The organism is Rhizobium sp. P43, from assembly GCF_056730705.1.
Window position 1 is genome coordinate 3180526 of record NZ_CM161539.1, and the last position, 26625, is coordinate 3207150.

The 26625-nt window shown below is 61.2% G+C and carries 26 protein-coding genes; 12 read left to right on the forward strand and 14 right to left on the reverse strand.

Translation table 11 applies throughout. The annotated features are described in order from the left end of the window. Positions 1–36: 36 nt before the first annotated feature. Positions 37–924 carry an acetylglutamate kinase gene (argB, locus tag AC1PUL_RS15900; RefSeq protein WP_480465100.1) on the forward strand — a complete coding sequence of 296 codons (888 nt, stop codon included), beginning with the start codon at positions 37–39 and terminating at the stop codon, positions 922–924. Positions 925–948: 24 nt separating this feature from the next. Here argB and AC1PUL_RS15905 read toward each other — a convergent pair whose 3' ends face one another. Next, positions 949–2445, reverse strand: a complete 1497-nt coding sequence (locus AC1PUL_RS15905) for an MFS transporter (protein ID WP_480465101.1) — start codon at positions 2443–2445, stop codon at positions 949–951. A gap of 314 nt (positions 2446–2759) precedes the next feature. Beyond that, positions 2760–3674 carry an EamA family transporter gene (locus AC1PUL_RS15910; RefSeq protein ID WP_480465102.1) on the reverse strand — a complete coding sequence of 305 codons (915 nt, stop codon included), beginning with the start codon at positions 3672–3674 and terminating at the stop codon, positions 2760–2762. Positions 3675–4011: 337 nt separating this feature from the next. Between AC1PUL_RS15910 and AC1PUL_RS15915 the strand changes: the two genes are divergently transcribed. Next, positions 4012–4731, forward strand: coding sequence for a pyrimidine 5'-nucleotidase (locus AC1PUL_RS15915; protein ID WP_480465103.1), 720 nt, complete (start codon positions 4012–4014; stop codon positions 4729–4731). Between the two features lie 108 nt (positions 4732–4839). Then, a complete protein-coding gene (locus AC1PUL_RS15920; protein ID WP_480465104.1) occupies positions 4840–5508 on the forward strand; it encodes an EF-hand domain-containing protein in 669 nt (222 codons plus the stop codon). A gap of 53 nt (positions 5509–5561) precedes the next feature. On the opposite strand, the gene AC1PUL_RS15925 is transcribed toward AC1PUL_RS15920, so the two are convergent. Further along, positions 5562–6440, reverse strand: coding sequence for an LOG family protein (locus tag AC1PUL_RS15925; RefSeq protein ID WP_166602529.1), 879 nt, complete (start codon positions 6438–6440; stop codon positions 5562–5564). A 138-nt stretch (positions 6441–6578) separates the two neighbouring features. On the opposite strand from AC1PUL_RS15925, the gene dapD reads away from it, so the two are divergent. The 4 genes from dapD (at position 6579) to AC1PUL_RS15945 (ending at position 9713) form a co-directional block, all read left to right on the forward strand. Next, positions 6579–7439 (forward strand): 2,3,4,5-tetrahydropyridine-2,6-dicarboxylate N-succinyltransferase, encoded by an 861-nt coding sequence (dapD, locus tag AC1PUL_RS15930; protein WP_480465105.1) that lies wholly within the window; start codon positions 6579–6581, stop codon positions 7437–7439. A 6-nt stretch (positions 7440–7445) separates the two neighbouring features. Next, complete coding sequence (locus tag AC1PUL_RS15935) at positions 7446–7829, forward strand: DUF805 domain-containing protein (RefSeq protein ID WP_480465106.1); 384 nt, start codon at positions 7446–7448, stop codon at positions 7827–7829. Between the two features lie 107 nt (positions 7830–7936). Beyond that, positions 7937–9130, forward strand: coding sequence for a succinyl-diaminopimelate desuccinylase (dapE, locus tag AC1PUL_RS15940; protein ID WP_480465107.1), 1194 nt, complete (start codon positions 7937–7939; stop codon positions 9128–9130). Next, positions 9117–9713 (forward strand): hypothetical protein, encoded by a 597-nt coding sequence (locus tag AC1PUL_RS15945; protein ID WP_480465108.1) that lies wholly within the window; start codon positions 9117–9119, stop codon positions 9711–9713. The genes dapE and AC1PUL_RS15945 overlap by 14 nt, the downstream gene beginning before the upstream one ends. 2 nt (positions 9714–9715) lie before the next feature. Here AC1PUL_RS15945 and truA read toward each other — a convergent pair whose 3' ends face one another. The 4 genes from truA to AC1PUL_RS15965 form a co-directional block, all read right to left on the reverse strand. Further along, the gene (gene truA / locus AC1PUL_RS15950) at positions 9716–10483 is read right to left on the reverse strand and encodes a tRNA pseudouridine(38-40) synthase TruA (protein ID WP_480465109.1); all 768 of its coding nucleotides are present in this window, start codon (positions 10481–10483) and stop codon (positions 9716–9718) included. Further along, complete coding sequence (fmt, locus tag AC1PUL_RS15955) at positions 10483–11427, reverse strand: methionyl-tRNA formyltransferase (protein ID WP_480465110.1); 945 nt, start codon at positions 11425–11427, stop codon at positions 10483–10485. The genes truA and fmt overlap by 1 nt, the downstream gene beginning before the upstream one ends. Positions 11428–11465: 38 nt before the next feature. Then, a complete protein-coding gene (gene def / locus AC1PUL_RS15960; RefSeq protein WP_480465111.1) occupies positions 11466–11978 on the reverse strand; it encodes a peptide deformylase in 513 nt (170 codons plus the stop codon). A 127-nt stretch (positions 11979–12105) separates the two neighbouring features. After that, complete coding sequence (locus AC1PUL_RS15965) at positions 12106–13617, reverse strand: methyl-accepting chemotaxis protein (RefSeq protein ID WP_480465112.1); 1512 nt, start codon at positions 13615–13617, stop codon at positions 12106–12108. Between the two features lie 269 nt (positions 13618–13886). Here AC1PUL_RS15965 and AC1PUL_RS15970 point away from each other — a divergent pair, with 269 nt between their 5' ends. The 3 genes from AC1PUL_RS15970 (at position 13887) to AC1PUL_RS15980 (ending at position 18547) form a co-directional block, all read left to right on the forward strand. Next, complete coding sequence (locus tag AC1PUL_RS15970) at positions 13887–15107, forward strand: DNA recombination protein RmuC (RefSeq protein WP_480465113.1); 1221 nt, start codon at positions 13887–13889, stop codon at positions 15105–15107. A gap of 42 nt (positions 15108–15149) precedes the next feature. Next, positions 15150–16055, forward strand: a complete 906-nt coding sequence (locus AC1PUL_RS15975; RefSeq protein WP_480465114.1) for a ribokinase — start codon at positions 15150–15152, stop codon at positions 16053–16055. Between the two features lie 146 nt (positions 16056–16201). Next, positions 16202–18547, forward strand: a complete 2346-nt coding sequence (locus AC1PUL_RS15980; protein WP_480465115.1) for a methyl-accepting chemotaxis protein — start codon at positions 16202–16204, stop codon at positions 18545–18547. Between the two features lie 64 nt (positions 18548–18611). On the opposite strand, the gene AC1PUL_RS15985 is transcribed toward AC1PUL_RS15980, so the two are convergent. Beyond that, positions 18612–19556: a nucleoside hydrolase gene (locus AC1PUL_RS15985; RefSeq protein ID WP_480465116.1), complete on the reverse strand. Its 945-nt coding sequence runs from the start codon at positions 19554–19556 to the stop codon at positions 18612–18614. Positions 19557–19695: 139 nt separating this feature from the next. Between AC1PUL_RS15985 and AC1PUL_RS15990 the strand changes: the two genes are divergently transcribed. Together AC1PUL_RS15990 and AC1PUL_RS15995 are read left to right on the forward strand one after the other, a co-directional pair. Then, the gene (locus tag AC1PUL_RS15990) at positions 19696–20118 is read left to right on the forward strand and encodes an Hsp20 family protein (protein WP_480465117.1); all 423 of its coding nucleotides are present in this window, start codon (positions 19696–19698) and stop codon (positions 20116–20118) included. A gap of 49 nt (positions 20119–20167) precedes the next feature. Continuing rightward, positions 20168–20425, forward strand: coding sequence for a BQ00720 family protein (locus AC1PUL_RS15995; protein ID WP_480465118.1), 258 nt, complete (start codon positions 20168–20170; stop codon positions 20423–20425). A 42-nt stretch (positions 20426–20467) separates the two neighbouring features. On the opposite strand, the gene trmB is transcribed toward AC1PUL_RS15995, so the two are convergent. From trmB to ybeY, 6 genes are all read right to left on the reverse strand, one after another. Continuing rightward, positions 20468–21169, reverse strand: a complete 702-nt coding sequence (gene trmB / locus AC1PUL_RS16000; RefSeq protein WP_480465119.1) for a tRNA (guanosine(46)-N7)-methyltransferase TrmB — start codon at positions 21167–21169, stop codon at positions 20468–20470. 5 nt (positions 21170–21174) lie between these two features. Further along, a complete protein-coding gene (gene metK / locus AC1PUL_RS16005) occupies positions 21175–22413 on the reverse strand; it encodes a methionine adenosyltransferase (protein WP_480465120.1) in 1239 nt (412 codons plus the stop codon). 166 nt (positions 22414–22579) lie between these two features. Beyond that, entirely contained in the window at positions 22580–22996 is a 417-nt protein-coding gene (locus AC1PUL_RS16010) for a helix-turn-helix domain-containing protein (RefSeq protein ID WP_185808421.1), read from the reverse strand. Between the two features lie 148 nt (positions 22997–23144). Next, on the reverse strand, positions 23145–24734 hold the full coding sequence (gene lnt / locus AC1PUL_RS16015) for an apolipoprotein N-acyltransferase (protein ID WP_480465121.1): 1590 nt from the start codon (positions 24732–24734) through the stop codon (positions 23145–23147). Positions 24735–24824: 90 nt separating this feature from the next. Then, positions 24825–26105: a hemolysin family protein gene (locus AC1PUL_RS16020; protein WP_480465122.1), complete on the reverse strand. Its 1281-nt coding sequence runs from the start codon at positions 26103–26105 to the stop codon at positions 24825–24827. Positions 26106–26117: 12 nt separating this feature from the next. Then, positions 26118–26624, reverse strand: coding sequence for an rRNA maturation RNase YbeY (gene ybeY / locus AC1PUL_RS16025; protein ID WP_480465123.1), 507 nt, complete (start codon positions 26622–26624; stop codon positions 26118–26120). Position 26625: the final 1 nt, after the last annotated feature.

The window sequence follows — 26625 nt, forward strand, 5'->3', positions numbered from 1 at the left end:
TGCGCTAAAAGGCCGCGATCCAAAGTGAGGTTTCCCATGTCAGCTTCCGAAAGCGAAACGCAGGCTCGGCTTCTCGCCCAGGCCCTGCCCTTCATGCAGCGCTATGAAAACAAGACCATCGTCGTGAAATACGGCGGGCATGCCATGGGCAATCCCGAGCTCGGCAAGGCCTTTGCCGCCGATATCGCACTTCTGAAGCAGTCCGGGGTCAACCCGATCGTCGTGCATGGCGGCGGCCCGCAGATCGGCGCCATGCTCGCCAAGATGGGCATCGAATCACGCTTCGAAAACGGCCTTCGCGTCACCGACCAGAAGACGGTCGAGATCGTCGAGATGGTCTTGGCCGGCTCGATCAACAAGGAAATCGTCGCGCTGATCAATCAGACCGGCGAATGGGCGATCGGGCTCTGCGGCAAGGACGGCAATATGGTCTTTGCCGAAAAGGCGCAGAAGAAAGTCCGCGATCCCGACAGCAATATCGAGCGCGTGCTCGATCTCGGCTTCGTCGGCGAAGTGGTCGAAGTCGACCGCACGCTGCTCGACCTGCTTGCCCGCTCGGAAATGATCCCGGTCATCGCCCCGGTCGCGCCCGGCCGCGACGGGGCCACCTACAACATCAATGCCGACACTTTTGCCGGCGCGATCGCCGGTGCGCTCAATGCCTCGCGCCTGCTCTTCCTCACTGACGTGCCCGGCGTGCTCGACAAGGACGGCAAGCTGATCAAGGAATTGTCGGTCGCCGAAGCCCATGCGCTGATCAAGGACGGCACGATTTCCGGCGGCATGATCCCCAAGGTCGAGACCTGCATCGAGGCGATCCAGGCGGGTGTCCAGGGCGTCGTCATCCTCAACGGCAAGACCGCCCATTCCGTGCTGCTCGAGCTCTTCACCGAGACGGGTGCAGGCACACTGCTCGTTCCTTGAGTCAATATCACAGGATGCTGCCGGTCACTCGATCGGCAGCGGTCGTTCCAGCTTCTCACTACCCGGCGTCACCGTGCGCATCGACAGCACGGCCACAAGCACGATCGCATAGGCGACGAAATTGTAGATCAGGCCAAGCGCCAGACCCTCGGCATAAACGGCCTTGCCGCTCAAGCCTTCCGCCGCATTGCGGGCCAGGTCGGAAAAGAAGATCTCACTGACAATTGCGATCCCAAGCGCACTTCCGACCTGCTGGATCGCCTGAAGAGCACCCGATCCGCCACCCGCATCCTGCGGCGGCACGCCGGCCAGCACGAGCTGGAACATCGGCGCGATCGCAATCCCCATGCCAAGGCCGCTCAAGAGGAACCAGGGCAGAAGCGCCATGCGGTCGATGGTATCGCCGACCGTCTGAATCTCGGCCCGCAAGAGGCCCATGCCGATGACAACCATCACAACACCAACGACGACGCGGACGCGGGGGGTAATGTTGCCCAATCGGCCGGAAATCAGCGAGGCGATGAAGATGCCGACGGAGAAGGGCACGGTGGTCATGCCGGACTGCAGGGGCGTCAGCCCATAACCCTGCTGCAGGAACATCGCGAGGATCAGGAAGAATCCGGGCAATGTCGAGAAGAAGGTCGCGGTCATCAGCGAGCCGATGACATAGTTGCGGTTCTTCATCAGTGCGACCGGCAGCAGTTCGGGCGCCTTGATCCGATGCTGGCGCCGCTCCCAAAGCGCAAAGGCGATCCCGAATGGAACTGCCATTGCGACCATCACGAAGCACCATAGCGGCCAGCCGAAGCCTCGGCCCTCGATCAGCGGGAAAATGACGCAGAAGATGGTTACGGCGGCCAGTGCAATGCCGCCGAAATCATTCTTCAGGCCTGGTTTCGACGGCAAAGCCGGAATCAGCCTCCAGCCAAGCAGGATCGTGACGATGCCGACGGGGATGTTGATGAGGAAGATCGGCCGCCAGCCAAGGCCCAGCACATCAAGGCTGATCAGCCAGCCACCGAGGATCGGACCCGAGACAGCCGCGAGCCCGGCGCTGAGCCCGAACAGGGAGAACGCCGCCGCCCGCTCCTTCGGCGGAAACATCATCTGGGCGATCGCCAGCACCTGCGGGGTCATCACTGCTGCTCCCGCACCCTGCAGGAGACGTGCCGCCACCAGCAAGCCGATATCGGGCGCCAGGCCGCACAGCAGCGAGGCGGAGGTGAAGGCCGCGACGCCTGCCAGAAACACCTGTTTCTTGCCCCTGACATCCCCGAGCCGGCCAAAGGGCAGCAGGCCGAGCGCAAAGACCAGAACGTAACCGGCCACCACCCACTCGATCTGGCTTGATGTCGCACCAAGTTCGGACTGCAGGCTCGGCAGTGCGACATTGACGATGGTGACATCAAGCAGGTTCATGAAATTCGCCAGCATCATCACCAGAAGCGCCGTCCAACGCTTCGGGTATGGATGCGCGGCGTCGGCGCTGATCGTTGGTATCGCGGGTGTCTTGGTATGCATGTTGTCTCCCCGCCCTCGGCGCGCTGCTGCGCCCGGTGTATCGCGCGGCGGGATAGGTCGCAACGGGGCAAGGGTGTCCGTCATGGTAAGCCGGGCATGGCGGCGTTCCTCTCCCCCTTGCGGGAGAGGATGGAAAATCGAAGGCTTAGGCGAGCGTAAGCCGCCTAAACTTCAGATTTTCCCGGTGAGGGGCAAGGTTCCGCTAGCACAAAGCTGACCGAGCCCCCCTCTTGCGAAATCTGAGGTTTGGCCCTGATCGGGCCAATTCCTCGATTTCGCTTTCTCCCCCGCAAGGGGGGAGATGACCCTCGCCCTCACACCACCACCAGCAACAGCACCCCGAACACGATCAACACACATCCGGCAATCTCCAGCCGGTTGATCCTCTCCTTGAAGAACAGCACCGACGACGCAAAGGTGAAGAGCATCTCGACCTGGGCGAGCGCCTTGACCACTGCCACCTGCTGCAGGGTCATCGCCGTGAACCAGCCGAAGGAGGCGGTGGCGCCGACGAAGCCGACGAGGGCGCTGACTTTCCAGGCGGAACGGACACGGGTGAATTCCGCCCGGTCGCGCCAGGCCATCCAGACCAGCATCGACAGCGTCTGGATGGTGATGACGACGCAGAGCGTGTAGCCGGCCTGAACCAGGGCGTCGGGCGCCGGCAGGCTCGGGGCGAGCGACAGCGAGGCCGTGCGGTAGGCGATCGCGGAGATGCCGAAGAAGAAGCCGGAGGCGAGGCCGATCAGGGCGGTGGGACTTCCGACCGAGGTCAGCAGGCTTGCCGGTGTGAAGGCGGTGCGCGCAACCGAGATCAGCATCACGCCGAGGATCGAAACGAGAATGGCCGCCGCTGTTCCGAGACCGATGGTTTCCCCGAAGAGGAGAAGCGCGATCAGCGCGGCCTGAGCCGGTTCGGTTCGGGAATAGGCTGTTCCGACAGCGAAGTTTCGGAAGGAGAAGAGGTGGACCAGCAGAAAGGTGGCCGTGATCTGCGCAAGCGCGCCGACCACAGCCCAGATCGCAAAGGTCAGCCCCGGCACCGGCAGCGGACGACCGAGGCCAAGATGCAGGATGGCGAGATAGAGGAAGGCGAAGGGCAGGCCGAAGCCGAAGCGGACAAAGGTGGCACCGGTCGTGCCCATCCGGCCTTTAAGATGTTTTTGCAGCGTCGAACGCAGGTTCTGCAGGAAGGCACTGCCTACCGTGATGATGGCCCAGAGTTCCATGGGAGAGTGTCCAGAAAAGCCGCAACGCGCGTCGGCAGGCATGCGGCGGAGTTGGGAAAGGGTGGCGGTTTTGCCACGAGCGCTTGGCGCGCGCGCGGGCCGGTTGGCTCAGCTCTGACGCTGGCGAATGGTGCCCGAGTGCACCGGATGAAAGCGCGCAGGCAGACGCTTGCGGTCCTGCAGGACCACGACCCGTTCCATCGCCGCAATCGACATCTTCTTACCCATCTTTCTGAGATAACACTTCCCGAAGCAGCTACCAATGCTAATTAGAGGCCGAAGCGCATAGCGGCGGCCTGCATTCCGCAGCCGCCCAGCACTACCCCAAGAGGACCTGATGAACAGCCCAGCCAAGATCCCCTCGCCCGCCGATTTTGCCCATGTGCGCGACTGGGTCTTCGACCTCGACAACACGCTCTATCCGCATCACATCAACCTCTTCGCGCAGATCGATACGAACATGACCGCCTTCGTGTCCGAACTTTTGCAGCTTGAGCCGGCCGAGGCGAAGCTTTTGCAGAAGCGCTACTACCATGAACACGGAACGACGCTGGCTGGCCTGATGCTGCATCACAAGGTCGATCCGAACGCCTTTCTGGAACGCGCCCATGCGATCGACTATTCGGCGCTGATCCCGGACGAGACGCTGGGGTCGGCGATCAAGCAGCTGCCGGGTCGGAAATTCATCTTCACCAATGGCACGGTGGCGCATGCTGAGGCCGCTGCCCGGGCACTGGGCATTCTTGATCATTTCGACGACATCTTCGACATCGTGGCCGCCGATTACGTGCCGAAACCGGCAGGTGCCACCTACGACAAGTTCGCGAGCCTCAATCGGATCGACACGAAACATGCTGCGATGTTCGAGGATCTGCCGCGCAATCTGACGGTGCCGAAAGCGCTCGGCATGAAGACGGTCTTGCTCGTGCCGCGCAACCTGGGCACGGCGATCCTGGAGACCTGGGAGCGGGTCGACCATGTCGATGGTGATACCGTGGATTATCTGACCGACGATCTCACCGGATTCCTGCAGGCGCTGTTGCCGCCGGACGCGTGAGCACAAGCTTACGAAAGTTTCATGCAGCTTACCGAGAGTTAAGTAGGTGCGACGGGTTGTCGCCGCTACGGTTATCCCATCGAAACGACACCTCGAAAGGATACCCGAATGAATGGCAAGACCCTGACGCTGGCGGCCCTGGCAGCCTCCCTCCTCATCGGGACGACCGCCGGCGGCGCATTTGCGCAGGACCGCGGCGACCGTCGCGACGGCCCCAGCCGTGGCGGTCCGGAAGTGATGTTCGTGCAGATGCTGCAGCAGCACGACATCGATAAGGACGGAAAGATCAGCAAGGAAGAGGCAAATGCTGCCGGCACCGCGCTGTTTGCCTCGATTGACGCCGACAAGGACGGCGTCCTGACGCCCGGCGAAATGCGCCAGCATCGTGAAGCGATGCGCGAAGAGCGCAAGGCTGCGATGCAGGCGTTGCGCGCCGAACGCGAAGCTGCGAGGGCCGATGCCCCGACACCGCCTAATGGCGCGCCGCAGGATCAGGCGATGAACGGTGACGGTCCGCGTGGCGAAGGCAAGGGCCATGACGGCAAGCGCCATGGCTGGCACAACGAACGCGCCGATCGCGGCGGAGATCGCGGTGGCCGAGACGGCATGCGCGGCGAAGGCCGGATGATGCGGGTCGCCGATACCGACGAGAACGGCCAGATCAGCCAGGCGGAAGCGACCGCCATGGCTGACCGGATGTTCACCCGGATGGATCGCAACAAGGACGGCGTCATCAGCGCAGACGACATGCCGAAGCGGCCGATCATGATGCGCTGATCAGCGCACCCGACGATCGTCCCACACCATCGTCAATGACAACGGGCGGCCCCTTACGGGGCCGTTTCTTCGTTCAGGTCGTAGAAGTCGGCAATGATCTTCCAGGCTTCTTCGGCCGTTTCGGCAAACTGGAAGAGGTCGAGATCCTCCGGCGCAATCGTGCCGAAAGCGGCAAGCGCCTCGAAATTGATGATGTCCTCCCAGAAGGCGCGGGAGAACAGGATCAGCGGGATTGGCGCCATGCGCTTGGTCTGGATCAGCGTGACGGTCTCGAAGAGTTCGTCCAGCGTGCCGAAGCCGCCGGGGAAGATGGTGATCGCTTTGGCCCGCATCAGGAAGTGCATCTTGCGGATGGCAAAATAATGGAAGTTGAAGCTGAGCTCCGGCGTCACATAGGGGTTCGGCGCCTGCTCGTGCGGGAGCACAATGTTGAGACCGACCGAGGGCGCGCCGACTTCCGAAGCACCACGGTTTCCGGCTTCCATGACGCCCGGGCCGCCACCGGTCACCACAACATATTCGTGGTAATCCATCTTCTTGGCCTGGGCCGAGCAGAGCTGGGCAAACTTGCGGGCCTCTTCGTAATAGATCGAGGCGTTTTCCAGGTTCTTCTTCTGAATGTCGTTCTTCGCTGCCCAGGCGGCCTGGCCTGGGGCCGGAATGCGTGCACCGCCGAACATGACCACCGTTGATTTGATGCTGCGCTCGGTGAGGATCATTTCCGTCTTCAGCAATTCAAGCTGCAGGCGGACGGGGCGAAGCTCCTCGCGGCAGAGGAATTCGTCATCGACATAGGCGAGCGTGTAGGACGACGAGACCGACTGGGGCGTGCGCGGAATGACCTGCGCAGTCTGCTTGTCGGTCGAGCTGTCCTTCAGCGGATCCCAGGATCCGTCCTTGCGCCTGTGCTTGCCGTTCTTCCACCGTGCCATGCCTCTTCCTTTCCCAAGCCCAGAGCTCCGCCGGCTGTTTTCTTCCAGCCCTTTATGCGCTAGAGCTTTGCGCGAATTTTCGATCAGATCCTGATCGTTTCCATCCCCACGGTAGACAACGAAGTTTAAGGAATTCAGATGAGCGCCTCCGATCTCACCCAGCTCGAACACGTTATCGAAGCGGCTTTCGACAACCGCGATACGGTTTCGACCTCCACCAAGGGCGAGATCCGCGATGCCGTCGAAACGGCCCTCAACCTGCTCGACAGCGGCAAGGTTCGCGTCGCAGCCCGCGGCGAAGACGGCACATGGGCCGTGCATCAGTGGCTGAAGAAGGCCGTGCTCCTTTCCTTCCGCCTGAACGACATGGAAGTCGTCAAGGGCGGCCCGGGTGCTTCGACCTGGTGGGACAAGGTGCCCTCGAAGTTCGAAGGCTGGGGCGAAAGCGAATTCCGCTCGGCCGGCTTCCGCGCGGTTCCCAATGCCGTCGTGCGTCGGTCGGCTTACATCTCCAAGGGCGTCGTCCTGATGCCGTCCTTCGTCAACCTTGGCGCCTATGTCGGTGAGAACTCCATGGTGGACACCTGGGCAACCGTCGGCTCCTGCGCCCAGATCGGTGCCAACGTGCACCTCTCCGGCGGTGTGGGGATCGGCGGTGTGCTTGAGCCGCTGCAGGCCGGCCCGACGATCATCGAGGACAACTGCTTCATCGGTGCGCGTTCGGAAGTCGTCGAAGGCTGCATCATTCGCGAAGGCTCGGTTCTCGGCATGGGCGTCTATATCGGCAAGTCGACGAAGATCGTCGATCGCGCCACCGGGGAAGTGATGTATGGCGAAGTGCCGCCCTACTCCGTCGTCGTCGCCGGCTCGATGCCCTCGGGCAATGCCGTCATGGCGAACGGTCTGCCGGCACCGCATCTCTACTGCGCCGTCATCGTCAAGCGCGTCGATGAAAAGACCCGCTCGAAGACCGGCATCAACGAATTGCTGCGCGACTGATCGCTGATGACAGGGCCGGGGCGTGAGACATCCGTCGGCTGGGCGCTCTTCCTCTGGGACGGGCGCATTGGCCGGCGCATCTTCATTCTCGGTTCCGCCTTCTGGATGATGGTCAATGCGGGCCTTGTGGCGCTTGCAACGGCACGAGCGTCCGAAGAAGCGATGGCCCTGGAGTTGCTTTCGATGTTTTTTGCTTCGATCGCACTCTCCATGGTCTCGCTCGTCATGCTCGGCATCAAACGACTGCATGATATCGGCCTGCCTGGAATCGCCGCGACATTGCTCATCATTCCAGCCTTCTCGTTGATCGCCTTTTTCCTGCTCTGCGTTTGGCCCTCCGCCGCTCAGGCCAATCGCTATGGACCAGCGGCAAACGAGCGCGCCGTATAGGGCTCTTGTGTGGGTGACAGGCAGCGGCGGATCGGCTAACACTCGCTGATCCTCAAGATGCCCATCCGGTCCTGAACCGGCATGCGGCCATTCCCGTATCAGTGTCCATGACCGCTACCAATCCCGTCGACGTTCTTCAGGCCCTCATTCGCTGCCCCTCCGTGACGCCTGCCGAAGGCGGCGCGCTTGATGTGCTCGAAAACCTGCTGTCACCGCTCGGCTTCAAAGTCGATCGGATGATTGCCAAAGACGAGGGAACGCCCGACATAGAGAACCTCTATGCCCGGGCCGGATCCGAAGGCCCACATCTGATGTTCGCCGGCCATAGCGATGTCGTGCCCGTCGGTGCCGAAAGCGACTGGAGCGCCGGCCCCTTCTCCGGCGATATCAGAGACGGCATGCTCTACGGCCGTGGCGCTGTTGATATGAAGGGCGGGATCGCCTGCTTCATTTCTGCCTATGCGCGGCTCGTGGAAGCCGGCAAGGTGCCGAAAGGCTCGGTCTCGCTGCTGATCACCGGTGACGAAGAAGGCCCTGCCGTCAACGGGACGGTGAAGCTGCTCGAATGGGCAGCGGAGCGCGGCGAGCGCTGGGATGCCTGCCTGGTCGGCGAACCGACCAACCCCGACACCCTCGGCGACATGATCAAGATCGGCCGGCGTGGGTCAGTTTCGGGCACAGTGACGGTCAAGGGCGTTCAGGGCCATGCAGCCTATCCGCATCTTACCGACAATCCGGTACGTGGAGCACTGTCGCTTGCAAAGAGCCTGATGTTCCCGGCCTTCGATCAGGGCACGGAGAACTTCCAGCCGTCGAACCTCGAAGTGACCACCATTGATGTCGGCAATGCCGCGACCAATGTCATTCCGGCATCGGCCCGCTTCAAGTTCAACATCCGCTTCAACGATCTCTGGACCGCCGACAGCGTCAAGGCCGAGATTGTGCGCCGGCTCGATGCGGCCGCCGTCGATCCGGAGCTTCGCCCGGAGAGGTTAGCGATCGCCTACGATATCGTCTGGTCGGAGCGTCCGAGCCATGTGTTCCTGACGCGCAACAATGCGCTGATAGCCTCGCTCTCGGCTGCGATCGAGACGGTGACCGGACGGACGCCCAAGCTGTCGACCACCGGCGGTACATCCGATGCACGTTTCATCAAGGACTACTGCCCCGTCGTCGAATTCGGCCTTGTCGGCCAGACCATGCATATGGTCGACGAGCGGGTCGCCGTCTCGGACCTGGAGACGCTGACCGTCATCTACCAGACCTTCATCGAGCAGTGGTTCGCCCATGCCCACGCTTAAGGAGGTCGAGTTCTATCTCAGGGGTCTCTGGCTGCTCTTCAAGCAGGATCAGGCCGGCTTCTCCTATCTGGATCTGACTGACCGCGGCGCCTTGCGGTCCTTCTGGGCGATTGTCTGGGCCCTTCCGGCCATCTTGATATCATTTGCCTGGTGGCGGATCCTTTACCTGCAGGGTCTACCGGAAGGGACTGAAACCGGGGCAACCTTCTTCTTCCGTCTGACGCTGGTCGAAGCATCGAACTGGATCTTTCCGCTGGTGCTGCTCGGCGTTCTCTGCCTGATCATCGGTATCGGTGAGAAATTCTCATCGATGGTGGTGGTCATCAACTGGCTGGCTTTGCCGATCTCGTATTCCTACGGCCTGCTCGTCCTTCTGATGATGTTCGTTCCGGCGCTGGCGGGCGTTGTGGCGCTGCTCTGGCTCATCCTGATGGTCTCGGTGATCGTCGCCCTCTTCCGCATCATCCGAATGATCGTCGGTGACCAATTGCTTATGGTCTCCACGATCGTCATGGTGCTGCTGGTGCCGTCGATGATCATCGCAGAACTGCTGGAACAGTATCTCGGCGTCTATCCGGGCTGACCTCAGCCCTTGAACGGCTCATCGCCGGGATAATCCACAGCCATGAAATAAAGGCCCTCAGGCGGCGCGACAGGCCCGCAGGCGGCACGGTCGCGCGCGTCAAGCGCAGCCCGGACATCAGCCGGCGTCATCTTGCCCTCGCCTGCGAGCTTCAACGTGCCGGCAAAGGAGCGGATCTGGTTGTGCAGGAAGCTCTGGGCCGTGGCGCGGATCTCGATGAGATGGCCCGAGCGGGTCACATCCAGCCGATCGAGCGTGCGGACCGGGCTTGCCGCCTGGCAGTGGGCTGAGCGAAAGGTGGTGAAATCGTGATGGCCGACAAGCTGCTGGGCGGCTTCGTGCATGGCCTCGTGGTCGAGCGGCTTTGGCACCCACCAGGCGCGCTTGTCCTCCAGAGCCAGACGCGCCGGACGGGTGATGATGCGGTAGAGATAGTGCCGCCGCAGGGCCGAGAAGCGGGCGTCGAATTCATCAGGCACGGCCTGCACGTCGAGCACGGCGACCTGCTCGGAGGCCATCGCCAGATGGGCGTTCAGCGCATTTCGCAGCTTGTGTGGCACCCAGGCACGCGAAAGGTCGGCATGGATGACCTGGCCCATGGCATGGACGCCGGAATCGGTGCGTCCAGCGCCACGGATGACCACCGTCTCGCTGGCCAGGGACAGGATCGCCTTTTCGAGGGCAGCCTGGATGGAATGGCCGTTCTCCTGGCGCTGCCAGCCGACATAGGCCGAGCCATCATATTCGACGGTCATGCGGAAGCGCGGCATCAGGTAATCACCGTGCCTTTTGGCAGCGGCGTGCCGCGCAGGAAATCCTCCGCGCTCAGCGCCTTGCCGCCAGCCTTCTGCAAACGCACGAGGCTGACAGCCCCCGTGCCGCAGGCGATCGTCAGGCGATTGTCAAGTGCTGTTCCGGGAGCGGCGAGCGCCCCCTCCTCTTGAACCAGATGCGAGGCGAGGAGCTTCACCCGCTCGGGCTTGCCGCCGACCTCAATCTCGGTCCAGGCCCCCGGAAAGGGCGAGAGACCACGGATGTGATTGTGGACCGCGGTGGCCGGGCGGGAGAAGTCCACACGGGTCTCGGCCTTGTCGATCTTTGCGGCATAAAGCACGCCGTCGTCAGGCTGGGCGACGGTTTGCAGCGTGCCGGCTTCGAGCTTTGCCATCGCCTCGACCATGGCTTCGGCGCCGACGAGGCTCAGGGCATCATGCAGTTCGCCGGCAGTCATATCGGGACCGATCGTGACCTTGCGGGTGAGTGCGACGGGGCCGGTGTCGAGGCCCTTGTCCATCTTCATCACCATCATGCCGGTTTCGGGATCGTCGGCCATGATGGCGCGCTGGATCGGCGCGGCTCCCCGCCAGCGCGGCAGCAAAGAGGCATGGCCGTTATAAGCCCCAAGCCGCGTGCCGTTGAGGATCGCCTCGGGCAACAGAAGGCCATAGGCGACGACCACGGCAACATCAGCGTCGAGCGCGATGAAGGCCTCGCGATCGGCCTGATCGCGGAAGTTCAGGGGGTGACGGACCTCGATGCCGAAGTCTTCGGCGGCCTGATGAACCGGCGACTTCTGCAGGTCGAGGCCACGGCGACCGCCGGGACGCGGCGGCTGCGAATAGGCGGCAACGATTTCGTGGCCCGCCGCATGCAGCGCTTTCAGGGTCGCGACGGAGAAATCCGGCGTGCCCATGAAGATGATCCGAAGTGCCATCGTATCTGCCTCAACGCGCGAATGGATAGACGCCGGGATCAGATCTTCTGACGGGCGGCCTTGGTGAACCTCTTGATGACCATCTCGCGCTTCAGACGGGAGATGTGATCAATGAAGAGCACGCCATTGAGATGGTCGATCTCGTGCTGAAGGCAAGTGGCGAGCAGGCCGTCGGCCTCCGTCAGCTGTTCCTTGCCGTCGCGGCCGATCGACCTCACCGTGATTGCGGCGGGGCGTTCGACCTCGGCATAATAGTCCGGGATCGACAGGCAGCCTTCCTCGTAGACCGAGCGCTCGTCGGAGGACTTGAGGATCTCGGGATTGATGAAGACCAGCGGTGCGGGCTCTTCGCCTTCTTTGGCCAGATCAATGACGAGCAGGCGACGCGGCACACCGACCTGGATCGCCGCAAGCCCGATACCGGGCGCGTCGTACATGGTTTCCAGCATGTCGTCGATGAACTGCTCGAGCTCGGAATCGACGCGCTCGATGGGCGCAGATACCTGGCGCAGCAGGGGATCGGGCAGGATGATGAGAGGCTTGATGGTCATGGCCTCCCTTAGCGCAAGTTCCGGGCGGAGGAAACGGAAAAACGCTGAGCTTTTCCGTTTCGTGAGCAGTGAAAATCGACAGTTTCGACTTGGATGGCGGAATGGTTGTCCGCAATCCCTGACGCGATCACGAAGCCATGCGGTAGTTGCCGCCGCCCGCATGCCCCGAAGCCTGCGCATGGCTGCCATCCGTCCGGAAGCCCTGAAGCGCCCGAACAAGCCGTTCGGCCTCTTCCATCAGCGTCGCGGTCTGGGCCGAACTCTCTTCCACCATGGCTGCATTGCGCTGCGTGATCTGGTCCATGGATTGCACTGATATGTTGACCTCGCGCAGCCCGCCCGACTGGTCGGCGGCAGCAGAGGCGATCTTGGCGACGATTTCGTTGATCTCACCAATGCGCACAATGATCTTTCCGAGGGCGTCGCCGGCATTGTTGACGAGGCCAACGCCAGCTTCGACCTGTGACGAACTCTGCGAGATCAGGTTCTTGATTTCGCGGGCGGCATTGGCGCAGCGTTGCGCGAGTTCCCGCACTTCCTGTGCCACGACGGCAAAGCCGCGTCCCGCTTCACCAGCGCGGGCGGCCTCGACACCGGCATTGAGCGCCAAAAGGTTGGTCTGGAAAGCGATCTCATCGATGACGCCGATGATCTTGGAGATCTCATCGGAGGACTTTTCAATCGCGCCCATGGCATCGACCGCACGAGAGACGACTTCTTCTGAGACGCGGGCTTCCGTCAGGGCGGCGCCGACGACTGTGGAGGCCTCCTTCGCCCCATCAGCGGTCAGCGTGACGTTCTGGGTCAGCTCATGCAGTGCTGCCGTGCTCTCCTCAAGGCCTGCGGCCTGCTGTTCGGTTCGCTGGGCGAGATCGTCTGTGGCATCCGAAATCGCTGTCGTCGACTTGAAGATCTCGTCAGCGGACTGACGCACGGTCGTGATGGTCGCACGCAGCGCATCGACCGAGGCATTGTAGTCGTGTGCCATCTGGACGAAATTGGCTGGCAGATCGGTTGGCAGGCGTGCCTGCAGATCGCCTGCGGAGAGTTTGCCCAGTGCGCTGCGCAAGGCGGCAAGGGCAGTTGCCTGCTCGGCCTCGGCCTTCAGCCGGGCGTCTTCCGCGGCCTGGCGCTGCTCGGCCAGGATCGCCAGGTAGACAGAGATCGAATAGTCCATGTCGAGAAGCGCTGCCTTGACGATTACTGAAATTTCTTCGGCCAACCGCTCAGAATTACGTCGACCGAAACGGCTCGGCCAGCGCTCGCGGGCAACCGCATGGACAAGCTGTTCAAGCACCAGCGCGTAGCCGCCGATATACCAGCGTGGCTCAAGACCAATGCGGGCATGAGCCTTTCCTACCTTGGTGACACCCTCGACATAGCTTTCGGTGAAGTCTGCGGTGCCGACGATGCCCCAATGGGCTTCCTGGCGGTTCTTGGCACTCTTCATGTGATCGTCGCTGCGAAAGAAAGCAGCTGTTTCGGGAACCTTGCGCACCTTGTCGTAAAAGATGTCCAGTGCACCCCCAATGTTCTGGCGGATCAGCGGCCCAAGCCGACGTAGGGTCTCTCGGCCCTTGTCATCAAGCCCGAGAAAACGAAGGCGATTCTTCAGGTCGGAATTGTCGGCTTGGGACATGTTACACACTTCTCTCTGCAATCCTGGGCAATATCAGCGAGTGCTGATTTATGAATTCAAGGGAGCGCTAAAATGGTAAAGCTTTGATTGCCGATTTCGGACAAATTCTTGCCTCTGCAGCGCGAAATGGCCCGGGCCGGCCCACAACTTGCGCTTCGTCAATTTCAGGACCGGATATTTTTGACGCCTGGCAAGCCAGCATCCCCGGAACACAAGGCGTGTTCACTCTTTGATCTGTTGATGGGCCTCGAATCAGCTATGGTCACGCCATGAACATTCAGGATTTTCCGGCGGTGACCATCGGCTCAGTCACCCTTTCACCCCTGCTCATTTTGACCGTCTCTGCGGCGTTGCTGCTGCTGCCTGTCTTTGGTCTGGTCGTGTTGTCGATCCGTGCGTCGGCGGCCCGTGCCCGATTGATGGAAGAGACGGCTCGGCGCGACGAGGCGGCCGAAGCACGGCTTGCGGAACTTTTGAAGGCGCAGGCGGAAATGCAGGGGCGGCTTGCCACTATGGCCGAAGTGTTTGGGAGCCGACAGGCAGAGCTCAACCAGTCGATCAGCCAAAGGCTCGACGGCATGACCCACCGGCTTGGCGCAACCATCACCGAACAAACGAAATCGACGCATGACAATCTGCGCACACTGCAGGAACGTCTCGCAGTGATCGACGCGGCACAGAACAATATCCAGTCGCTGGCCAAGGACGTGGTCGGACTGCAGGCAATCCTCTCCAACAAGCAGACGCGCGGTGCCTTCGGCCAGTCGCGGATGGAGACGATCGTCGCCGATGGGTTACCGATGGGCGCCTACGAGTTCCAGAAGACGCTGTCGAACGGTTCTCGCCCGGATTGCGTGATCCGGATGCCGAACAATTCGCCGCCGCTCGTCGTCGATGCGAAGTTTCCGCTGGAGGCCTGGAATACGATCCGGGACACCGAAAACCCTGACCAGAAGAAGATCGCGGCCCAGCAGTTTCGGCGGGATATGGAGGTGCATATCCGCGACATCTCCGAGAAATACCTGATCCAGGGCGAGACCCAGGACATGGCGTTTCTGTTTGTTCCCTCCGAGTCGATCTTCGCGGAGATCCATGAAAACTTCGAAGGCATCGTGCAGAAGGCGCACAGGCAAAAGGTGGTGATCGTGTCGCCATCTCTCCTCATGCTGTCGATCCAGGTCATCCAAGCCGTGCTCAAGGACCAGCGCATGCGGGAGCAGGCCCATCTCATTCAGGGCGAGGTGGTCCGGCTGATGGAAGATCTCGGGCGTCTGGACGACCGGACAAGGAAGCTCCAAAGCCACTTTCTTGCTGCGCAGAAAGATGTGGAGATGATCATCACCTCTTCGGATAAACTCGCCAAGCGCGGCGCCAAGATCGAAGCAATGGAATTCGAGACGCCTGGCGCGCGGGCCGAAAGCGACGATGCACCACGCAGCGTCGAAAGCAGGACAGGTCTGCTCAAGCTCAGGGTTGTTGACGAGGACTGAGCCCCGGTCCAAAAGAGCGCAGAACCTAGGGAGGCTGTGCTCATGATCACCGTTTTCGGCTCCATTAACATGGACCTCGTCGCCACCACGCCTCGCCTGCCGAAACCCGGCGAAACCGTGCCGGGTACGGGGTTTGCTACGGCCGCCGGCGGCAAGGGTGCAAACCAGGCACTGGCTGCCCGGCGCGCCGGAGCGCAGGTGCGTATGGTTGGCGCAGTGGGGCGAGACGAATTCGCAGGTCCGGCGCTTGATCTTCTCGACAAGGCAGGGACGGATCTTTCAAGCGTTGCCCAGGTCGATGGTCCGACCGGCACGGCACTCATCCTGGTGGGCGGCGATGGCGAGAACATGATTGCCGTCGTACCCGGCGCCAACGGCACGGTGAGCCCCGAGCAGGCCAAGGACGCCGTCTCCAGGAGCGTGGAGGGCGATTTCCTGATGCTGCAGCTTGAGGTGCCCGTCGCCTCGGTCAGGGCCGCGCTGGAAGCCGCCAAGGCGCGGGGTGTGCGCAGCGTGCTCAATACTGCGCCGCTCATTCCCGAGGCGGCGGAGCTCGCCCGGCTCGCCGACATCGTGATTGCCAACGAAACCGAATTCGAACGCCTTGTCGGACGTGACAACCTCAGCGCATCCGAGCGCGAGGAGATGCTGCTCAGCATGCATGGCGATACCGGCCAGACCCTGATCATCACGCTCGGCGCCGACGGTGTGATCGCAGCCGAAGGCGGCTCCCTGCATCGGACCAAAGGCCTGAAGATCGAGCCCATCGATACGGTGGGTGCCGGCGATACCTTCTGCGGCTACCTTGCGGCTAGCCTGGATGCCGCGCTGCCATTCGCAGACGCGCTTCGTCGAGCTGCGGTGGCCGGTTCTCTTGCGTGCCTGAAATCGGGCGCACAGCCTTCGATACCGGAGGCAGCCGAAGTCGATCAGGCGCTCAAGGCATAGCGAAAGAGCGCAATTCCGATTTATGCCCCGTTAAACAATGAAACATAGGCTCTAGGGTGATCAGGGTGCGGCCAGCCGCGCCCGGCTGCGCCATGAGGGCGCAGAACGAATGTCTCTGCGTCCTGATCCTCAATTTCGAGGCTCCTATGTTCGCCTTCTTTAAGCGTTCCATCGCCGCCAAGCTTCTCGTTGTCACCGGCGTCGCCATTGGTCTGGTGCTGTTTCTTTCCAATCTCGTATTGATTTCGCAAACACGCGATCGCGTCCACTCCCTCACCATGGAACAGGCCGATGCGGAGGCGAAATCCATCGCGCGTGAAATCGCCGGAGATATCGGCGAGTTGGCCAGTGCTGCCCGCACCATGTCGGGCGTTATTGGTCGCGGCCATGACGGCAAGTCCCTCGACCGGCTCGGTATCACCAATGTCCTGAAGGCCAATCTGGAGCAGAACCCGTTTGCCTTCGGCAGCTGGATGGCTGAAGAGCCGCGTGCCATTGATGGTCAGAAGGACGAGATTAAGGGCAAGACCGAGCTTTCGGCCAATGATGACGGCGACTTCACGCCCTACTGGTCGAAGAACAAGGATGGCGAGATCCAGTTCTCCACCTTCCGCGCCGACTATCCAGCCGAGTGGTATGCGCTGGCCGCCAAGAGCGGGAAGGGCGCGATCACAGCACCCTACATGGCGGAAGGCACGGATGTCCCGACGACGATGAGCTCGATCGCCTACCCTGTGTTTTCAGGCGGCAAGCTGATCGGTGTTACGGGTGTTGATATCTCCTTGAAGTCGCTTTCCGATAAGCTGAAGGCCTTGAAGCCGTTCGAAACGGGTCGCGTGTTGCTCGTTGCGCATAACGCTCAGTGGCTGGTTGCACCGACCGATGATCTGCTGATGAAGCCATATGAAGCGCCAGGCGCAGAGGCTCTGAAGACTGCCTTGTCGAGCGGTACCGGCAGCGTGGTGACGGATCTGGCGGATACGGGTGGCGAAGGCTTTGACCGCCTACTCTATCCATTCGCCGTTCCTGGCGTTAACGCCACCTGGGCCGTCATCATCGATATCCCGCATGCTGCCATCAACGCACCTGTCGAAGCACAGACGCTGATGATGATCGTCGGCGGGCTGATCGTGCTCGGTGCTGTCATGCTGGCACTCTTCCTGGCCGTGCGGTCGCTCGCCCAGCGGCCCCTGCATGGTCTCGTCGGCGATGTCGAGCGGATGACCAAGGGGGATTACGCGAACGACGTCTCCAACCAGAACAGAGAAGACGAAATCGGCCTCGTCGCGAAGGCGCTTGACGGTTTCCGTCACAAGCTCGCCGAGAGCCACACACTGGCGGCGGAGGCCGAAGCACAGCGCAGGTCCGCAGAAGGCGAGCGCCGTCGCAACGAAGAGGAGCGCAGCGCTTCCGCATCCGTGCAACAGCATGTCGTGACGGCACTGGGCAGCGGCCTCGCGCAGCTTTCGCAGGGTAATCTCACCTATCGCATTGCCGACGAATTCCCTGGCGAATATGCGGCCCTCAAGCGCGACTTCAACGACGCCGTGGCAAGCCTCGAACAGGCGATCGCCTCGGTCAATGGCAGCGTCGTCAACATTGCCGCCGGAACCAGCGAGATCTCCGAGAGTGCGGCCGATCTTTCGAAGCGAACCGAGCAGCAGGCTGCAAGCCTCGAGGAAACGGCTGCCGCGCTCAACGAGTTGACCGAGCAGGTCAATTCGAGCGCCGATAACGCGGGGACCGCAGCGAACACCGTTTCGGTGGCCGTGAAGGATGCCGAGAAGTCCGGCGAGGTGGTCCAGAAAGCAGTCGCCTCGATGCATGGCATCGAGCAGTCGTCGCAGGAGATTTCGCGCATCATCGGTGTCATCGACGAGATCGCCTTCCAGACGAACCTGCTGGCACTCAATGCCGGCGTGGAAGCCGCGCGCGCCGGTGAAGCCGGCAAGGGCTTTGCTGTCGTTGCCCAGGAAGTGCGAGAGCTCGCCCAGCGCTCGGCCACGGCCGCCAAGGAGATCAAGGCGCTGATCAATGCCTCGGCCGCACAGGTCAAGGATGGCGTCGAACTCGTCGGCGAAGCCGGGCAGACACTGGAAAAGATCTCCCAGCAGGTGATGCAGATCAATGGTCTCATCCGCCAGATCTCTGCCTCGGCCAGCGAGCAGGCGTCGGGGCTGAAGGAGGTCAACGCCGCCGTCAACCAGATGGACCAGGTAACCCAGCAGAATGCCGCGATGGTGGAGGAAACGACTGCAGCCAGCATGGCACTGCGCAACGAATCCGATACGCTGCGCGGACTTGTGGCGAAGTTTCAGGTGAGCGGTGCGAGCGCGCCTGGGGCGGCGCTGCGGGCGACGGCAGAGACTATGCGCACGGCCGTAAGCAGACCTGCCAGCAGCCCGAGGGCACCTGCCCATGCGCCGGCACCCCGCAAGATGGCTGCGGCAGGAGGAAGCTCGTCAAGCGGCGACAACTGGGAAGAATTCTGAGGCCCGGTTCAACACCGAAGGAAACCAGGGGCGCGGCACCGACCGCGCCCTTTTTTTATGGACATTAAAGGCGTGCGAAACGCTCGATCAGAAGGTCGAAGAAGCCATCGGCATCGACGCTGCGCATGAAGGTCGCATTCGCCTGACGGCCGGATACGCGCCACCAGTCAACGACAGTCATACCAACGGTAAGCTCAGACTGCAGCTCAATCTCAACATTGCAGTGGCGGCCGCTAAAGAGCTCCGGCTTCAGAAGGTAAGCAATGACCGTCGGATCGTGCAGCGGTCCGCCGTCCGAGCCGTACTTCTCTTCATCGAAGCGCTCGAAGAATTCCAGCCACTCGACCATGACCTTGGCGGGCCTGGTGCCCAGGGCAGCCAGGCGGGCCACGCGCGCCTTGGTGGTCATCAACTGGTGGGTGACATCGAGCGGCATGATGGTGACCGGGATGCCGGAGCCGAGAACGGCGGCCGCGGCATGTGGATCGACATAGATGTTGAACTCGGCGGCCGGCGTGATGTTGCCGCCCTCGGAGAAGCCGCCGCCCATCATCACCAGTTCCTTGACGCGTGGGGCGATATCCGGGGCCTTCTGCAATGCGAGCCCGATATTGGTCAGAGGTCCGAGCGTGCAAAGCGTCACCGTGCCTGCCGGCTCGCTGCGGATGGTCTCAATGATGAAGTCCACGGCGTGCTGGCCTTGCACTGCCATGGTCGGCTCTGGCAGAACCGCGCCATCGAGACCCGTCTTGCCATGCACGTGTTCGGCCGTGACAAGCGGGCGCACCATCGGCCTGTCAGCGCCTTCGAAGACCCGACGATCGGTCTGGCCACAAAGCTCGCAGACAATACGCGCATTGCGGCTGGTCAGGCGCAGCGGAACGTTGCCGGCCACCGTCGTGATGCCCAGCAGATGAAGTTCGTCGGGGCTTGCGAAGGCGAGCATCAGGGCGGCGGCATCGTCCTGACCGGGGTCGGTGTCGATGATGATCTTGCGTGGTTCTGTCATGAGGAGATCCTGAAATCGAAAGGGGGAGGCTTGGAACGCGGGTCCGCTTTTGTCAAGCAAGAGAGTGCTTGCCGGGGAACTTGCGATTTCCCATATTCGGCTAAGACACACGGCCATCCAGGCCGAAAACGGGACTGCAATGACACGCAATAGACTGCCGACGGAAGCCTTCATCATCACCTTCGACCCAGGCGACGGCAATGCCTTCCGGCGGCCACGCGGCGGTGACGGTTATCCGCCTTATGACATCGAGCGCCTGCCCCCTCAAAAGGGCGCCGAGCGGTTGCGCGTGACGCTTGCAGTGGCCGGATTTGCCGAAAACGAGCTCGATGTCAGCGTCGAAGCCAATCAGCTGGTCATTCGCGGTAAGCAGGTGGAGCGCGAGGAGGCCGATTATCTGTTTCGCGGCATCGCTTCGCGCCAGTTTCAACGGGTCTTCGCCATTGAGGACGGCATGGAGGTTACCGGGGCCTCGCTGCGCAACGGACTGCTCTCAATTGAGATCATTCGCCATGATCCCGTTCATCTAGTAAGGAAAATTAACATCTCCACCGCAGAATGAAGGTTGCGGCAATGTTGTGCCGCCTCTCCCTCATTCGCGGAGGATCGGAATGTTACTTAAAGAAGCTTCAGCCCGCCTGACGAAATCCGAACTGGCGCATCTCGGCGCCGGCGAAGTGGGCTATATCCGCAAGATGAAGTCCGACGAAGTGTTACGCTGCTTCCCGGAAGCCCCTGAAATCGATCCAACCTTGGATCTGTGGGCGTTGTTTGCCGCCGATGGCACGCCGATCCTGCTCACCGACAATCGCTCCAGCACCTTCTTCAAGGCGGCGGAAGACGACCTGAAGACCGTTTCGCTGCACTGATCGGTGCAAGCAGCCGTCCGCGCGGTTCAGGAGCTGCGCGGCCTAGCGCTTGCGGAAAGTCAGATAGGCCGAAGAGCGGCCTTCCCGACGGGCCTTGGCCTCGTAGCGCGTACCCGGCCAGCCCTCATAGGGCGTGAGCCAGTCGGCCGCATTGCGGGCCGTCCATTCAAACCCACCATGATCGCGGCAATGCTGCAGCGTCCAGTTGACGTAGGTGTCGATGTCGGAGGCAAAGCAGAAGATGCCTTCCGGCTTCAGGACCTTGTGGAAACGATCCAGGTTGACCTGCGAGACGAAGCGGCGCTTCCAGTGGCGCTTCTTCGGCCAGGGGTCGGCATAGAGGAGATCAATCTGGTCGATCTGCCCCTCAGGAAGCCAAGCGAGCAATTGCGTCGCGTCGTCATCATAGACGCGGATGTTCTTCAAGCCCTCGGCCTCGACCACAGCCAGCAACTTCGCCATGGAATTGACGAAGGGCTCAACGCCGATAAAGCCGGTGGTGGGATTGGTGCGGGCGCGGTGAACCAGATGCTCACCGCCGCCAAAGCCGATTTCGAGACGGATTTTTTCGACCGGCAGGGGAAACAGGGATTTCAGGTCTACGGGCACCTCAGAGGTGAGATCGACCTTCAGCTCCGGCAGGACGGTTTCCATTCGCTCAACCTGCTGGTCGCGCAATGGCTTACCCTTGCGTCGACCGAAGAAGGCTTCGGTCGACCTCGTCCTGCGTTCCTGTTCCGTCATTCAGTTCAAGCCTTGATCGCATCCTTGAGCGGCTTGACCAGATCCAGCTTCTCCCAGGAGAAGGAACCGTCGCGGCCAGCCTTGCGGCCGAAATGGCCATAGGCCGACGTCTTAGCATAGATCGGCTTGTTCAGGTCAAGATGACGGCGGATGCCCGACGGGGACAAGTCCATGACCTTGCGGATGGCAGCTTCGACCTGATCCTCGGTCACCTTGCCCGTGCCATGCAGATCGACGTAGATCGACAACGGCTGGGCAATGCCGATGGCATAGGAAATCTGGATCGTGCAACGGTCGGCAAGATCAGCAGCAACGACGTTCTTGGCGAGATAGCGAGCGGCATAGGCTGCCGAACGGTCAACCTTGGTCGTGTCCTTGCCGGAGAAGGCACCACCACCATGGGGTGCCGCACCGCCATAGGTGTCGACGATGATCTTGCGGCCGGTCAGGCCAGCATCACCATCCGGTCCACCGATGACGAACTTGCCGGTGGGGTTGATGTACCAGGCGCAATCATCGGCGATCTTCAGGTCGCCAAGGGCTTCGCGGATAAACGGCTCGACAACCTGGCGGACCTTCTTGGAGTCCCAGCTTTCGTCCAGATGCTGGGTGGACAGAACGATCGAGGTGGCCTCAAAGGGCTTTCCGTCAACGTAGCGCACGGTCACCTGGCTCTTGGCATCGGGGCCGAGCTTGCCGACGTCTCCTTCACCCTTCTTGCGAGCGGCGGAAAGCAGCTGCAGGATCTTGTGGGAATAGTAGATCGGCGCCGGCATCAGGTCCGGCGTTTCCTTGCAGGCGTAGCCGAACATGATGCCCTGGTCGCCGGCGCCTTCGCTGTTGGAGCTGTCGGCGGCCTTGTCGACGCCCTGCGCGATGTGGGCGGACTGGGAGTGCAAGAGCACGTCGATCTTGGCGTTCTTCCAGTGGAAGCCATCCTGCTCATAGCCGATGTCGCGCACAGCCTTTCGGGCGGCAGACTTGAACTTGGCGGGATTGATGACTTCGTTGCCGTTCTTGTCGGTCTTCATCAGGCTCGGCGGAAGACGCACTTCGCCGGCGATGACAATCCGATTGGTGGTTGCGAGGGTTTCGCAGGCGATGCGCACGGTCCAGGGATCGACGCCGGTCTTGGCCGCTTCCCGGTAAACCAGGTCAACGATTTCATCGGAAATACGGTCACAAACCTTATCCGGGTGACCTTCGGAAACGGATTCACTGGTAAACAAGTAATTTGCGCGCATCGGGATTCCCCTCAAAGTATGAACGGCCGGCATCGTTACTCAGTTCGCGTAGCGATGACAAGGACACAACCACATAAATATATCTTTATGTGAGTGAATTTTTCCCTCTCGGCGCACAAAAAAAGCGGCCCTGCGGCCGCCTTCTTTGTCAGGATTGAGGTCCCGTTTATTCGGTGTCGGCTTCGGCCGCCAGCGCCTTGACCAGGTCAACGATCTTGCGACGGACCTTGGGATCGCCAATCTTGACGAAGGCGCGGTTCAACTGAAGACCTTCGGAGGACGACAGGAAGTCCACGACGTAGTTGGAGCTTGAGGCTTCCGCCATACCCGAGCTTGAGGGCTGCTCGCCCGGCGCATCTTCAAAGAAGAAGGAAACCGGCACCGTCAGAATGTTCGAAATGTTCTGAAGACGGCTCGCACCGACGCGGTTTGTGCCTTTTTCGTACTTCTGAATCTGCTGGAAGGTGATCCCGAGGCTCTCACCAAGCTTCTCCTGGCTCATGCCAAGCATCGTGCGACGAAGGCGAATCCGGCTACCGACGTGGATGTCAATCGGGTTCGGCTTCTTCTTGTTCTCGATCATTAATGTCGTCCTGACAAAATTGTTGGCGTTGCGACTTTCACCCCATGCCCGCCACACCATAACGAGACGTTGTGCTCGCCATCGATGATCTTTCAGCATACTTGCAGATTACCGGTCTGAGCCACTATGCAATTTTAGGGGTTTTTGGTCAATTCTTCCGCCTAATAAAACCCAGACTAGAAACGCCCGCCACCAAAGTCATTCCGGCCAGGACCAACCAAAAGTTTAAAGCATGGTTGTATCTGCTTCGTTCTGGGACATTTTGCACACCAAAAGTTGTATCCACCGCCCCAACGGAGTTCAGAGAAAGTCCCTCAATGATACGCCCATAGGGGTCGATCACCGCCGAAATGCCGCTGTTTGCCACGCGAATGAGAGGAATGCCGGTCTCGACGGCGCGCAAGCGGGCCTGCTGAAAGTGCTGGTAGGGCCCTGGGGTTGCACCAAACCAGGCGTCATTGGTGACATTCAGGATGACGCTCGATCCGCCAAGATCGGGCGCAATCTCTGCTGGAAAGATCGCCTCGTAGCAGATGAGGGGATAGAAGCCGACACCCGATGGAAGCTTGAGGACAGAGCGACTCGACGCAGCCGTAAAGCCACCCGGCAGGCTGATCAGTTCCTCGATGCCAAACTCACGCAGTAGGTTTTCATAGGGTACGTATTCGCCAAACGGGGTCAGATGAACCTTGTCGCTTGCGCCAAGGATCTGCCCCTTGTCATCGATCATGTAGACGGCGTTGTAATAGAGCGGGGCCTGCCCCGCACCGCGTTCCTCGGCTCGCACGGCACCCGTCAGAAGAACCTGACCTTCCTCCAGGACATCCCCGATCCGCACGAGCGCATCGGGGTTCTCTGTCAGAATGAAGGGGACGGACGTTTCGGGCCAGACGACAATATCAGGCCGAGGCTTACCCTCTTCCGGTGGCGCCGCCGTCAGCGCCAGATGCTTTTCGAAGATGCCGATGCGATCAGTATTCTCCATTTTCTGGGACTGGTCGATGGCAGGCTGAACAAGCCGGACGGTCAGCGTGGTATCATTGGCCTGCGCCGGCGCGCCATACAGACGGACGGCACCATAGCCAAGATGTCCGATGATCAAGGCAGCAGCCAGCAGCAGTCCGGGCCACGCTCCACGACGGGTGCCCAGCAGCGCCGGGGCAGCAAAGACGAAGACCGCGAGTGGCGTGATGGCAAGAATGCCGAGCACATAGCTCGATTGCATCATCAGCGGCACCGGCATCGCCGCATAGCCGATCGCATTCCACGGAAACCCGGTCGCAACGAAGCTGCGCAGCCATTCCACAAATCCAAATGCCGCCGCAAGCGCGGCAATACGGCCCATGCCATCTGACCAGACCAGACGCGCGAGCATGGTCGCCAAGCCGTAGAAAATGGCCAACACGGCGGGCAAGCCAAGAACAGCGAGCGGAATCGCCCAGGCGAACTCGTCCGCCTCCAGAAGCAGAGCATTTCCCAGCCACCAGAGGCCGCAAACGAAATAACCAACACCAAACAGCCAGCCTGTCCAAAAGGAGGAAGACAACCCCGCCCTGCCGGTCTCGGCATTGCCTGTTGCCCCGTCCAACAGCCAGACAAGCAGCGTGAAGGAAATGAACATCGACGCGAAAATGTCGAATGGCGGGAGCGCGAGTGCCCCGACTGCGCCGGCGAGAACCGCTAGACCAGCTCGCCTAACACCCCACAACAGCAGGATCCTTGCTGCCAAAGCCTGCATATCCACCCCTTCCGACCGCGAATCAACCGCCGGCAGTCTTCCAAAAAACAGGAGCCATGTCGCGGCTTTCGGTTTCAGGGATCGCGATCGTCAGGCTGACGATCGCTCAGCCTTTTCCAGCTCGGTTTGCGGCACTTCAGGTGCCGTACCTGCGGTCTGCGCCTCGCTCTTTTGGCTGCGCGGCTTGGCCGGAGCTCGAGTGCGTGATTTGGTTACAGCCTCACCGCTCATCGCAGTAGCTTCCGACGCGGCCTTCGCATCATTGTCGGTCTCGACGCGAGTTTCGGCATCGCCCTTGGTGGTCACGCGGCGGCGTGCACCGGCACGTTTGCGCGCGACGCGGACCCGCTTGATGCGACGGGGATCGGCATCGAGGATATGGAACTCGAAACCTGGAAGGGCCTGGACAACCTCACCCCGTGCCGGGATGCGTCCAAGCGCAGAGAAGATCAGGCCGCCGAGGGTATCGACATCCTCGATCCGGTCAGCGATGTCGAAATCGGGTCCAATCGCCTCGGCAATCTCTTCAAGCTCGACACGGGCATCGGCGACGATGATGTCATCCGAAATGCGGCTGAACATGACTTCTTCGTCGTCGTGTTCGTCATCGATGTCACCGATGACCATCTCGACGATATCCTCATGGCTGACGAGACCGTCGGTGCCACCATATTCGTCGATGACGAGAGCCATCTGGGTGCGCGCCGCCTGCATGCGGCTCATGAGGTCTGCGGCAAGCATCGACGGGGGTACGAAGAGGATCGAGCGGATGATGCCGGCTTCGGCAACGGTCTTGCTGAGGTCGATGCGAGCAAGATCGAAATCCATCTTCGGCTTGGCGGTTTTCTCAACCTTTTCGCCGCCATTGGATGCGGAGGCTGCTTTCGTGGCCACCCGCTTGCGGCTGCGGGCCTGCTTGGTGACGTAGGAAAGCAGGTCGCGAATATGAACCATGCCGCGCGGATCATCGAGCGTATCCGCATAAACGGGCATACGCGAACGGCCGGAGACCTCGAAGATGGTCATCAGTTCGCCGATGGTCACGCTCTGATCGACCGCCTCGATATCGACGCGCGGGACCATGATGTCTTCGACACGGACCTCGCGGAAGCGGAGGATGTTATTGAGCATCGCCCGCTCTTCGGGCGTAAACGCCTCGCCCAGCTGGGCGTCGGCACTGAGTGCTACCGTCAGGTCTTCACGCAGGCTCGTTGAAGAAGATGGTTTCAGGATTCGGGCCAGTCGGCCCCAGAAGGATGGAGATTGTCGGGCCGAGCTTTCTGCTCGGAAAAGACTACTGCCCTCTTCAGAAGAGGGGCCCTCGTTACCTTCTTTGGCCTCCGGGGCCGCTTTTGTCGCAAAATCGCTCATTGTTCCAGACTATCAGATGGGGTCCTGCCCCGCATAGGGGTCAGATAGGCCAAGTTCCGCCAGAATGCGAGTCTCCAGCGCTTCCATTTTCTCGGCATCGTCGGTTTCGATGTGGTCATAGCCGAAAAGATGCAGAAATCCATGCACCATCAGGTGGGTGAGATGGTCATCGAAACTCTTCTCGAGATCGACGGCCTCGCGCTCCACCGTCTCGCGGGCAATGATGATGTCACCCAGCATCGGTCCCGGCATCTTGCCGGGCGTCACCGGAAAGGCCGGGAAAGACAGAACATTGGTCGGCTTGTCCTTGGCGCGCCATTCGGCATTGATCTCGCGGATCATCTCGTCATCGGCAAAAACAAGGGAAACTTCCGTCGGCTGCTTCGGGAAGGGCTGACCCTCGACCTTGGCGAGATGGGTTTCCGCCGCACCGAGCACGCGGGAGGCCAAAGCCTCCAGCGCCATCTCGTCTGCCCAACCGCCTGCCTCGACGGCAATCTGTATGTCCAACTGGCTCATC

Bases quoted from the DNA above. Each gene is read 5' to 3' on its own strand.
- argB (WP_480465100.1), top strand. From the start codon at position 37: ATGTCAGCTTCCGAAAGCGAAACGCAGGCTCGGCTTCTCGCCCAGGCC.
- AC1PUL_RS15905 (WP_480465101.1), bottom strand. From the start codon at position 2,445: ATGCATACCAAGACACCCGCGATACCAACGATCAGCGCCGACGCCGCG.
- AC1PUL_RS15910 (WP_480465102.1), bottom strand. From the start codon at position 3,674: ATGGAACTCTGGGCCATCATCACGGTAGGCAGTGCCTTCCTGCAGAAC.
- AC1PUL_RS15915 (WP_480465103.1), top strand. From the start codon at position 4,012: ATGAACAGCCCAGCCAAGATCCCCTCGCCCGCCGATTTTGCCCATGTG.
- AC1PUL_RS15920 (WP_480465104.1), top strand. From the start codon at position 4,840: ATGAATGGCAAGACCCTGACGCTGGCGGCCCTGGCAGCCTCCCTCCTC.
- AC1PUL_RS15925 (WP_166602529.1), bottom strand. From the start codon at position 6,440: ATGGCACGGTGGAAGAACGGCAAGCACAGGCGCAAGGACGGATCCTGG.
- dapD (WP_480465105.1), top strand. From the start codon at position 6,579: ATGAGCGCCTCCGATCTCACCCAGCTCGAACACGTTATCGAAGCGGCT.
- AC1PUL_RS15935 (WP_480465106.1), top strand. From the start codon at position 7,446: ATGACAGGGCCGGGGCGTGAGACATCCGTCGGCTGGGCGCTCTTCCTC.
- dapE (WP_480465107.1), top strand. From the start codon at position 7,937: ATGACCGCTACCAATCCCGTCGACGTTCTTCAGGCCCTCATTCGCTGC.
- AC1PUL_RS15945 (WP_480465108.1), top strand. From the start codon at position 9,117: ATGCCCACGCTTAAGGAGGTCGAGTTCTATCTCAGGGGTCTCTGGCTG.
- truA (WP_480465109.1), bottom strand. From the start codon at position 10,483: ATGCCGCGCTTCCGCATGACCGTCGAATATGATGGCTCGGCCTATGTC.
- fmt (WP_480465110.1), bottom strand. From the start codon at position 11,427: ATGGCACTTCGGATCATCTTCATGGGCACGCCGGATTTCTCCGTCGCG.
- def (WP_480465111.1), bottom strand. From the start codon at position 11,978: ATGACCATCAAGCCTCTCATCATCCTGCCCGATCCCCTGCTGCGCCAG.
- AC1PUL_RS15965 (WP_480465112.1), bottom strand. From the start codon at position 13,617: ATGTCCCAAGCCGACAATTCCGACCTGAAGAATCGCCTTCGTTTTCTC.
- AC1PUL_RS15970 (WP_480465113.1), top strand. From the start codon at position 13,887: ATGAACATTCAGGATTTTCCGGCGGTGACCATCGGCTCAGTCACCCTT.
- AC1PUL_RS15975 (WP_480465114.1), top strand. From the start codon at position 15,150: ATGATCACCGTTTTCGGCTCCATTAACATGGACCTCGTCGCCACCACG.
- AC1PUL_RS15980 (WP_480465115.1), top strand. From the start codon at position 16,202: ATGTTCGCCTTCTTTAAGCGTTCCATCGCCGCCAAGCTTCTCGTTGTC.
- AC1PUL_RS15985 (WP_480465116.1), bottom strand. From the start codon at position 19,556: ATGACAGAACCACGCAAGATCATCATCGACACCGACCCCGGTCAGGAC.
- AC1PUL_RS15990 (WP_480465117.1), top strand. From the start codon at position 19,696: ATGACACGCAATAGACTGCCGACGGAAGCCTTCATCATCACCTTCGAC.
- AC1PUL_RS15995 (WP_480465118.1), top strand. From the start codon at position 20,168: ATGTTACTTAAAGAAGCTTCAGCCCGCCTGACGAAATCCGAACTGGCG.
- trmB (WP_480465119.1), bottom strand. From the start codon at position 21,169: ATGACGGAACAGGAACGCAGGACGAGGTCGACCGAAGCCTTCTTCGGT.
- metK (WP_480465120.1), bottom strand. From the start codon at position 22,413: ATGCGCGCAAATTACTTGTTTACCAGTGAATCCGTTTCCGAAGGTCAC.
- AC1PUL_RS16010 (WP_185808421.1), bottom strand. From the start codon at position 22,996: ATGATCGAGAACAAGAAGAAGCCGAACCCGATTGACATCCACGTCGGT.
- lnt (WP_480465121.1), bottom strand. From the start codon at position 24,734: ATGCAGGCTTTGGCAGCAAGGATCCTGCTGTTGTGGGGTGTTAGGCGA.
- AC1PUL_RS16020 (WP_480465122.1), bottom strand. From the start codon at position 26,105: ATGAGCGATTTTGCGACAAAAGCGGCCCCGGAGGCCAAAGAAGGTAAC.
- ybeY (WP_480465123.1), bottom strand. From the start codon at position 26,624: ATGAGCCAGTTGGACATACAGATTGCCGTCGAGGCAGGCGGTTGGGCA.